9 protein-coding genes and 2 tRNA genes are annotated in these 9,441 nt (G+C 70.6%); 9 read left to right on the forward strand and 2 right to left on the reverse strand.

Annotation, left to right across the window (positions count from 1 at the left end):
* The first annotated feature begins 242 nt into the window (after window positions 1-242).
* The 4 genes from ilvE (at window position 243) to cimA (ending at window position 4,368) form a co-directional block, all read left to right on the forward strand.
* Window positions 243-1,169: a branched-chain-amino-acid transaminase gene (ilvE, locus tag MXD58_RS12670; protein ID WP_248840896.1), complete on the forward strand. Its 927-nt coding sequence runs from the start codon at window positions 243-245 to the stop codon at window positions 1,167-1,169.
* A gap of 157 nt (window positions 1,170-1,326) precedes the next feature.
* Window positions 1,327-1,713 carry a CBS domain-containing protein gene (locus MXD58_RS12675; RefSeq protein WP_248840923.1) on the forward strand — a complete coding sequence of 129 codons (387 nt, stop codon included), beginning with the start codon at window positions 1,327-1,329 and terminating at the stop codon, window positions 1,711-1,713.
* Window positions 1,714-1,822: 109 nt separating this feature from the next.
* Window positions 1,823-2,500: a Crp/Fnr family transcriptional regulator gene (locus MXD58_RS12680; RefSeq protein WP_248818503.1), complete on the forward strand. Its 678-nt coding sequence runs from the start codon at window positions 1,823-1,825 to the stop codon at window positions 2,498-2,500.
* Window positions 2,501-2,763: 263 nt separating this feature from the next.
* The gene (cimA, locus tag MXD58_RS12685) at window positions 2,764-4,368 is read left to right on the forward strand and encodes a citramalate synthase (RefSeq protein WP_248840895.1); all 1,605 of its coding nucleotides are present in this window, start codon (window positions 2,764-2,766) and stop codon (window positions 4,366-4,368) included.
* Between the two features lie 75 nt (window positions 4,369-4,443).
* On the opposite strand, the gene MXD58_RS12690 is transcribed toward cimA, so the two are convergent.
* Window positions 4,444-4,707: a hypothetical protein gene (locus MXD58_RS12690; protein WP_248840894.1), complete on the reverse strand. Its 264-nt coding sequence runs from the start codon at window positions 4,705-4,707 to the stop codon at window positions 4,444-4,446.
* A 232-nt stretch (window positions 4,708-4,939) separates the two neighbouring features.
* Between MXD58_RS12690 and MXD58_RS12695 the strand changes: the two genes are divergently transcribed.
* The 4 genes from MXD58_RS12695 to MXD58_RS12710 all read left to right on the forward strand — a co-directional run bounded on the left by MXD58_RS12695 (window position 4,940) and on the right by MXD58_RS12710 (window position 8,393).
* Window positions 4,940-5,773 (forward strand): fumarylacetoacetate hydrolase family protein, encoded by an 834-nt coding sequence (locus MXD58_RS12695; protein ID WP_248840893.1) that lies wholly within the window; start codon window positions 4,940-4,942, stop codon window positions 5,771-5,773.
* A 164-nt stretch (window positions 5,774-5,937) separates the two neighbouring features.
* Window positions 5,938-6,009, forward strand: a tRNA-Gln gene (locus MXD58_RS12700).
* 93 nt (window positions 6,010-6,102) lie between these two features.
* A tRNA-Glu gene (locus MXD58_RS12705) sits at window positions 6,103-6,175 on the forward strand.
* A 607-nt stretch (window positions 6,176-6,782) separates the two neighbouring features.
* Complete coding sequence (locus tag MXD58_RS12710) at window positions 6,783-8,393, forward strand: sensor histidine kinase (protein ID WP_248840892.1); 1,611 nt, start codon at window positions 6,783-6,785, stop codon at window positions 8,391-8,393.
* A gap of 404 nt (window positions 8,394-8,797) precedes the next feature.
* Here the strand turns inward: MXD58_RS12710 and MXD58_RS12715 are convergent, their stop codons facing one another.
* A complete protein-coding gene (locus MXD58_RS12715; protein WP_250609340.1) occupies window positions 8,798-9,250 on the reverse strand; it encodes a PASTA domain-containing protein in 453 nt (150 codons plus the stop codon).
* On the opposite strand from MXD58_RS12715, the gene MXD58_RS12720 reads away from it, so the two are divergent.
* Window positions 9,240-9,441, forward strand: a 202-nt coding sequence (locus MXD58_RS12720; RefSeq protein ID WP_250609341.1) for a hypothetical protein, incomplete at its 3' end; no start/stop codon positions are given. The genes MXD58_RS12715 and MXD58_RS12720 overlap by 11 nt on opposite strands.

Raw genomic sequence — 9,441 nt, forward strand, 5'->3', positions numbered from 1 at the left:
GCCGGCTCCGGTGGCGGTTGCGGCGCGCGGCGTCCCGGCACCGGGCGCCGCCCGTTCGGGCCGCTGCCGGACCCGGGGACTTCGCTCATGCCTGGCCGGCCGCTGGTCGCCGTGGTTATCCTCGGTCGGGAGCCGTAGATCCGGTAGACGGCAGCCGGCGGGGCCTCACCAGGGCGATGCGCGGCGAAATCGTCGTCCCAGTTAGTCCGTTTGCCTCGTCGTATCGTGTGCTGGAGTCCGCCGTGCCGATTTCCCCGACCTCGAAGATCTGGATGAGTGGCGAGTTCGTCGACTGGGACGACGCCCGCATCCACGTCCTCAACCCGACCCTGCACTACGGCTGGGGAGTGTTCGAGGGCATCCGTGCCTATGAGACGGCCGACGGCCCCGCCGTGTTCCGGTTGACCGACCACATCGCCCGGTTGTACCGCAGCGCGAAGATCTACGTGATGGACCCGCCCTTCACCCAGGAGAAGGTGGTGGCGGCGACCAAGGAGACGATCGCGGTCAACGAGATCGGCTCCTGCTACATCCGGCCGCTGGTGTACCTGGGCTACGGCGAGATGGGGCTCAACCCGCTGCCGTCGCCGGTCGAGGTGATGATCGCGGTCTGGCCGTGGGGCGCTTACCTCGGTGAGGAGGCGGAGGCCAACGGCGTCCGCGCGATGATCTCCTCCTGGAAGCGCAACGACCCGAACATCACGCCGCCGGCGGCGAAGGCGTCGGGGCAGTACCTGAACTCGTCGCTGGCCAAGGTCGCCGCGGTCAAGGCCGGCTATGACGAGGCCATCCTCACCAGCCCCAACGGCCACATCGCGGATGGCACGGGCGAGAACGTCTTCATCGTCTCCGGCCGTAAGGTGATCACGCCGCTGCTCAGCGACGGCCCGCTCGGCGGCATCACGCGTGCCTCGATCATGCGGATCGCCGCCGACCAGGGCTACGAGGTGCTCGAACAGCACATCGTGCGCACCGATCTCTACCTGGCCGACGAGGCGTTCTTCACCGGCACGGCGGCGGAGATCGTCCCGATCGTGTCGGTCGACGACCGGCAGATCGGTACGGGTAAGCCGGGCCCGGTCACGCGCGAGCTGCTGGAGATCTTCCACCGCGCCACCCGCGGTGAGGTGGAGCGCTACCGGTCCTGGAACGAGCTCGTCGCAAGCTAGTCGACAGCAGGGCGAAGCGCCGCCCGGCGGGGACGGCGGCGTGGTTGAGGTCACATTCGGGCCACGCCGTATTCCGTTTTCGTCTGGTCAAGCCGCCTCGCGGGGCCTACCGTCGCGGTGGATGCAGTCACAATCGCACAAGCGTCGGGAGGGCCTCGTGCGCGTCTCGGACGGGATGAGTTCCCTAGTTCTCATGATCGGTCCTGGTCACTCGCTGCGGCAGGCGGCGCGGCTGATGGCGGCCCGCAAGGTCGGCGCCGCGATCGTGCGGGACGCCGACAGCTCGGGTTACGGGATCCTCACCGAGCGGGACATTCTTCGCTCGATCGCCGCCGGACAGGATCCGGAGGTCGAGACCGCGGGTGATCACCTCACCCGGGATGTCGTCTTCGCGGATCCGGCCTGGTCGCTGGATGAGGCTGCGGCCGCGATGCTGCGCGGCGGGTTCCGCCACCTCATCGTCACCTCGGGTGGCGATGTCGCCGGGGTTCTCAGCATGCGTGACGTTGTGCGCTGCTGGAGCGGGCGACACGTGGCGGCATGATGAGCGCGTGAGTTTCACTGAGGACGCTCCCGCGGCATCATCCATGTCGGCCCGGCCCTCCTTGCCGGCTGCGGCGCATGAGGAGGACCGGCGGCGCTACGGTCACCGCATGCACGACAACGAGGCGGTCGCCCTCCTCCGCGCGACCACGCTGTTGAAGGAGCTGGACGAGGAGGATCTGCTGCGGCTCGCCTCACGGGCGGTGACGCGGCGATTCCGGCGCGGGCAGGTGGTCTTCACCGAAGGCGAGCCCGCAGACACACTGCTCGTCGTCGCCAGTGGGCGGCTGAAGATTCTTACGAAGGCGGACGACGGGCGTGACCATGTCCTGAACATTGCCGGCCCGCGCGAGACCCTGGGCGAACTGAACATCGTCGAGGCTGGCACCCGCTCCGCCAGCGTCGAGGCGCTGGAGCCCAGCACGGCGCTGGTGCTCGACCGGACCGCGGTGTGGGAACTGGTCCGGGAACGCCCGGCCGTCGCGGAGCAGCTCATCCGCGCCCTCGTCGCGCATGTGCGCAGGCTCACCGGGGCCAACGCCGACCTGGTGTTCCTTGACCTGCCGCGGCGGGTGGCGAAGTTGCTGTTGCTGCGGATGCGGGAGGCGGGCCGGACGGTCATCGAGCTGGGCCTCACCCAGACCGAGATCGCGTCATTGCTAGGCGGCTCACGGCAGTCGGTGAACCAGGCGTTGCGCGAGTTCGAGCGGCGGTCCTGGATCCTCTCGGAGGGACAGACGATCACTATCCTGCAGGTCGACCGGCTCCGGAAGTTCGCCGGCGACTAGCTGGCCACGTGGTCTGCGCGTGGCCTGTTGTTGTTGCGCGCGTCACAGTCATTACATGTCGGGACTGTTACATCGTAGGCTAGCTACCCGGCGGCGAACCCGTCTCCGTCGCGCGCACCGGTCGCTGACCATGGGACCGGGCGCGTGGCGGCCCCAGATCCCGCCCCCACCGGAGGTCACCTCCGGAGCAAGATCCGGGCGGCGGGGCGGCCACGGTCGACCTGGTCCCGCGGCCATCCGAGTCACCGGAGAGGCGCCCGCCCGTGCGGCCATACGATCCCGATTCCCTGCACGTCTATGACTCGACCCTGCGTGACGGTACCCAGCAGGAGGGGCTGTCGCTCTCGGTCGGTGACAAGCTCGCGGTGGCCCGCCACCTCGACGATCTCGGAGTCGGATTCATCGAGGGCGGCTGGCCGGGGTCGAATCCGAAGGACGCGGAGTTCTTCACCCGCGCCCGCACCGAACTGACCCTGGCGACGGCCCGGCTGGCCGCCTTCGGCGCCACCCGCCGCGCCGGCCGCGTCGCCGCCGACGATCCCCAGGTCGCCGCCCTGCGCGACGCCGGGACGTCGGTGGTCTGCCTGGTCGCGAAGTCCGACCTGCGGCACGTGGAGCGCGCGCTGCGCACCGACGCCGCCGAGAACCTGGCGATGATCCGGGACACGGTCGCCCACCTGTGCCGCGAGGGCAAGCGGGTCTTCCTCGACGCCGAGCACTTCTTCGACGGCTACGCGGTCCACCCGGACTACGCCCTCGAGGTCGTCACGACGGCGGCCGAGGCCGGGGCCGAGGTCGTCGTGCTCTGCGACACCAACGGCGGCATGCTGCCCGGCCGCGTCGGCACCGTCGTCGCGGACGTGCTCGCCGCCACCGGCGCCCGGCTCGGCATCCACTGCCACAACGACGCCGACTGCGCCGTGGCGAACACCCTCGTCGCCGTCGAGGCCGGGGTGACCCACGTGCAGGGCACGGCGAACGGCTACGGCGAGCGGTGCGGCAACGCGAACCTGTTCAGTATCATCGCCGGGCTGGAGACCAAGCTCGACCGCGCCGTGCTGCCGCCGGGCCGGCTGGCGGAGATCGTCCGCGTCTCGCACGCCATCGACGAGGTGACCAACTCGGTCCCCGACCCGCACCGGCCCTACGTCGGGGCCAGCGCCTTCGCGCACAAGGCCGGGCTGCACGCCAGCGCGGTCAAGATCGACCCTGACATGTACCAGCACATCGACCCGTCCGTAGTCGGCAACGACATGCGGATGCTCGTCTCGGAGCTGGCGGGCCGCGCGACCATCGAGCTGAAGGGACGCGAACTCGGCCTGGACCTCTCGGACGAGCGCGAGGCCCTCGGCCGCGTCGTGGACCTGGTCAAGGAGCGCGAGGCGGCCGGGTTCGCCTACGAGGCCGCGGAGGCGTCGTTCGAGCTGCTGCTACGCGACGAGGTGACCGGCCGGCAGCGTTTCTACACCCTGGAGTCCTGGCGGGTCATCGTCGAACAGCGCCCCGACGGTGAGGTCGTCAGCGAGGCGACGGTCAAGCTCAGCTCGCACGGCGCGCGCCACGTCGCGACCGCCGAGGGCAACGGCCCCGTCCACGCGCTCGACACGGCCCTGCGCGACGCGCTGGAGAAGGCGTATCCCGGCCTGGCCGACCTGGAGCTCGTCGACTACAAGGTCCGCATCCTCGACGGCAAGCAGGGCACCGGCGCCGTCACCAGGGTCCTGGTCGGCACCACCGACGGCCGCTCCCGCTGGGACACCATCGGGGTCGACGAGAACATCATCGCCGCGTCTTGGTCCGCCCTGGAGGACGCGGTGAACTACGGGCTGCGCCGTCAGGGCGAGCGCGCGGACCCGACCGCCAGCTGAGCCCGGGCCCGGCGCCGCGGGCGGCCGTGGCCGCTCGCCGTGCCGGGCCCGTGGATCAGCGGGCCCGCTGTCGGCTCAGTCCTGCGGGATCTCCTCCCACCACTGGCACCACCAGTCACCACCGACGAGGACCCGCAGCTTCGGATGCCAGCAGTAGGTGATGTCCTTGTCGGTGTCGAGGTAGTACAGGCAGTTGTCGCAGCGCTCGGCGCCGTTGGGCTTGCCCCGCAGGATCGCGTCCTCGGCCAGATGGCCGAGCTTGACGCTGAGCTCCTCGTCGATCGGCTTCGGCTCGGGCGCCCCCACGTCATACACCGGGGTCGTGTCGATCTCGCTCACCGTTCTCCCTTCCGCTGCGTCGGACCGCGTTCGGCCGCCTCCGGCATCGGCCGGTCCGGCACGAGGGCCGGTGGCCGGGCGGCTGAACTGTCCGGGAATCTGGCCCGATTCTCGGCTACCCCTCGCCGTTCTGGCGAACCCGATCACGCCGGTCGCCGTCGCGGGGGCGGTTGACGGCGGCGGGTGACCGCCACCCGGCAGGGTAGGTACCGCTGACCGATACGGTCAGGGGGTGCGTATCGCGAGGTTCACCGATGGATCCGAGCCGGGATTCGGCGTTGTCGAGGGTTCGGTCGAGGACGGCACGGCCGAGATCGCGGGCATCGCCCCGCATCCGTTCGGCCCGTTCGCGTTCACCGGCGTGCGCCGGCCGCTCGCCGACGTCCGGCTGCTCGCCCCGGTCCTGCCCAGCAAGGTGCTCTGCGTCGGCAAGAACTACGCCGACCATGTCCGTGAGATGGGCGGCGGACGTGAGATGGGCGGCGGACGTGAGATGGGCGGCGGACAGGCGATGGGTGGTGAAAGCGCGCCCGCGCGGCCGATCCTGTTCCTCAAGCCGTCGACGAGCGTGGCCGGGCCGGGCGATCCCATTGCGCTGCCCGCGGACAGCGAGCGGGTGGACTTCGAGGGCGAGCTGGCGGTGGTGATCGGCCGGCTGTGCCGGGACGTGCCCGTGCAACGGGCGTTGTCGGTGGTGCTCGGCTACACGTGTGCCAACGACGTGACCGCCCGGGACCAGCAGGCGCAGGACGGCCAGTGGACGCGGGCGAAGGGCCACGACACCTTCTGCCCCATCGGGCCATGGATCGAGACGGATCTCGATCCGTCGGACCTGGCGCTGCGCACGACCCTCGACGGCGACCTGCGGCAGAACAGCCGCACGAAGCTGCTGCTGCGGGATGTGGCGGCGCTCGTCGCCCACATGTCGGCGGCGATGACCCTGCTGCCCGGGGATGTGCTGCTCACGGGCACGCCGGGCGGCGTCGGCCCGATGGTGCCGGGGCAGACCGTCGCGGTCACGATCGAGGGGATCGGCACGTTGACCAATCCGGTGGTCTCTCGCTGATACCCGCCGGGACCTGGTGCGCGCGGCGGGAACCGGTCGAACGGGTCCTGCCGGCCGGGTGGAGCCGCGGATCGCGCCCGGATGCCGATTGGGCATCGGGCCCCCGGGGTATAGGCAGCCCGCCGGATGAGGTAGAGTGGGCAGCGCCCGAACGCAGGGCCCCATGGGGTATGGGGTAATTGGCAGCCCAACGGATTCTGGCTCCGTTAGTCTAGGTTCGAGTCCTGGTACCCCAGCGTACGGTTGAAGGACGAAGTGCTGCTTTGCCGGGTTCGCCTGACATCGTGTACACTACGACCCGTACATCGGTAACATTTGGTGAAAGTCTTGGCCCCGTCGTCTAGTGGCCCAGGACGCCGCCCTCTCAAGGCGGTAGCGCCGGTTCGAATCCGGTCGGGGCTACAACGGGTTTATCCTTTCTCTCCGGCGAAAGAGTAAAGGTATGCCCGGCTTACTTCAGGTGTCACAATGGCCCACGGAGAGCTCTCCGTGGGCCATTGTCGTGTCCGGGATCGCTGGTGGCTCAGCGAACGACGGTGAGTCTCGGCATCGCCGCCGGGTGGCGAGCCATCGAGCACTCGCGGCAGCTGCAGGAGGCGGGGCCACCCCAACCGTGGACCTCGGCCCCGGGCCCCTCGTCACCGGCCTGGGCGGTCGAGACCAGTCGCAGCATCGGCCGGGCCGGCAGGGTGCGGGCGTGGGGCAGGGCGACTTCGCCCGTGGCGTCAGCTGTCGATGCGCCGCCGCGAGCCGCACACGGCGGAGCGATCATGGGCGCGGTCGAGGCTGTCATGGCCACTGGGGGCACGGTGTCCTCCTCCATGGGTGGCCGTCTTGGGGCCACCTCGCGGACCACAGACTGGCCGCCGCACGAAGGTTCGCGCCATGCTCCGTTGAGCCCGGTGCCGTCTGGTGCAGATGGCCTAGTCAAACCTGGGCACTGTCGCCATGGGACACCATCCTTGACAACCATGGTGCTCCCGGGCCTTCCCGGTAGAAACTTGCGCGGATGTCCACCGTCAGTCCATCGACCCCCGAGCGGGCCCGGCGTCGACACGGCAGCGCCCGCCCAGGTCGCGCGCCCCGACGCGGCTCCCGATCGCGTTCGCTGGCGTCGGTGTCCCCGCTGTCCTGGGGAGCGGCCAGAGGCCGAGGTGGTGCGTCCACCGGCCCGCTGCGGCGCCTGGCCACCCGCCTGCCCCAGGGTCGCGGGCTGCCACTGGAGGACTGGACGGCGCGCCACACCCTGATGAGCCTCGTCCTGGCGATGCATCTGCCGATCATCGTGCTGTTCGCCGTCCTCCGCGGCCTGAGCCCCGAGCACGGTTTCCTGGCGGCGAGCCCGCCGGCGCTGCTTTTCGCTGCGGCGGTCGTGCCCGGCCGGCGCCGCGTGCGTGCGCTGGCCGCGAGTCTGGGCCTGCTGTGCTGCTCGGTCGTCCTGGTGCACATCTCCAACGGTCTCACCCCGATGTACTTCCACTTCTTCGTCGTCGTCGCGCTGATCGCGCTGTACGAGGAGTGGACGGTCTACCTGCTGGCGATCGCGTTCGTGTTCGTCGCGAACCTGGTGATGGGCGACATCATCGCCACCCACGTGCCGTCGATGGGCAACGCGTGGCTGCTCGCCGGACTGCACGCCGGCTTCATCTTCGCGCTGGCCTGCGCGCAGATGGTCTTCTGGCACTACAACGAGCAGTCCCGGCGTCGAGTCGAGGAGTACCGCCAGCAGCTCTACGAGGGGCAGCAGAGCCTTATGGCGCGGCTGGAGGAGACCGACCGCATCCGCAGCGACCTCGTCGCGACGGTGTCGCACGAGTTCCGCACGCCGCTGACAGGTATCCGCGGCAACCTGCTCACCATCAAGCGGCGCCGCAACCGGCTCTCCGACGCGCAGCTCGACGACCTGCTCGACGCCGCGGTGAACAACTCGGACCGGCTGTCGCGGCTGCTGGAGAACATGCTGACGGCCGCCACGGCGACCGGCGCGGACGAGACCACCATCGCCGACCTTCCGGAAGTCGTCCGCCACGTGCTCGCCAGCCTGCCGTACACCAGCTCGCCGAGCAGCGTGACGGTTGACCTGCCGGCCGAGCTGCCGGTGCGGATGGCCCGCCAGGCCCTCATTCAGGTGGTCGCGAACCTCGTCGACAACGCCCTGGTCCACTCCTGGCCCGGTGCGCCGGTGCGGCTGATCGCCGGCCGGGTGGGCGATGAGGTCGTGCTGCGCGTGCGCAACCCCGGCCCGGACCTGGACCCTGCGACGATCCACCAGCTCTTCGAGCCCTTCACCCAGCGCGACGGTACGGCCACGAGGCAGACGGATGGTGCCGGCATGGGGCTGTACGTCGTGCGCAGGCTCGTCGAGGTGCACGGCGGTCGGCTGCGGATGTCCTCGGACAACGGTGAGATCATCGTCGAGGTCGATCTGTGGGCCGCGACGGCGTCCAACTCGCCCGCCCCGGACTCGCCGCAGGCGGAGCCCGACCTCCCGGTGCCGATGCCGCTGCCGCGCAGCCTGCGGCTCGAGGAAGAGGCGCCGCCCCGCCTGACCAGCGGGCCGCTGGGCCGCCAGCTCAGGCGGGACGACATCCGCTCGCTGCCCATGGACAACTTCGGCTGAGCTGATCGGCCACGGCCGCCAGGCGGCGGTTCTCGGCTTCATTCTCCGCGGGGTTCCGCGCCCGCTTCATCCCCGCGCACGAAGCGGTCCGCCGAGGCTCCGCTGACCTCGGCGGCGTCCTCCTTGAGGGGCCAACACCCGAACCCGACCCTGCCGCTGCTACGGCGCCGCGACCGTCCTCGTCGTCGAGCCCACCCGCTGGCACCGGCTCGCGGGGAGGGCGCCGGGTCCCGCTGGGCGGGCGGGTGACCCAACACGGCGGCGCCCACCGCAGGGCCGTGTCCATGCCCTGAAACGGGTCCATGCCCTGAAACGGGTCCATGCCCTCAAACGGGTCCATGCCCTGAAACGCCAAACCGCCGCCACGCGGGTCTGGCCCGGTGGCGGCGGTGGTGACGGTCTGGCTACTTCTTCCCTGTCGGGGCCGCCGTGGTCGGGGCCGCTGTCGGCGGCGCCGTGGTCGGTGCGGGAGCGGGTGCGGTGCACTTCAGGTTGAGGTTCACCGCGGTGGAGCCACTCGGATGCCGGCCGGTGTTCGGCGAGTAGGACGTCACGCTGCTCGTGTAGCCGTTGGGGCAGGCACCGTTGACGAACAGGAAGCCGGCCCCGCTCAGGGTGGACTTTGCCGCGGCCTCGGTCATGCCGGTGACGTTGGGCACTTCCTTGCAGTCGTTGCCCTGGATCTGCAGCTTGATCGCGGTCGACTTCGGCGCGCGGCCGCTGTTCGGGTTCTGCCGCACGACCGCGTCGACGGCGCCGCTGTTGTAGCAGTCGAAGGTCTTGGTCACGTTCGTGAAGCCGGCGCTCTGCAGCGTGTTGACTGCGGCGTTGAACGAGCTTCCCTCGGTGTTCGGCACGGCCGCGGTCCCGTCGTCCGTCGGCGAGGCGGACGGGCTGGCGCCCACGGTGGGGCTGGCTGTCGGGGAGGTGTTCGCCGACGCGCTGGCCGAGGTGCCCGGGGAGACGGTCGTCCGGGCACCGGGCCGGGCCGACGAGCCGGGGCCCGGGGCGGCCGTGACGCCGGTGGCCACGCCGGGCAGACCCAGGC

Origin of the sequence: Frankia sp. AgKG'84/4, from assembly GCF_023242965.2 — a bacterium.
GTDB lineage: Bacteria > Actinomycetota > Actinomycetes > Frankiales > Frankiaceae > Frankia.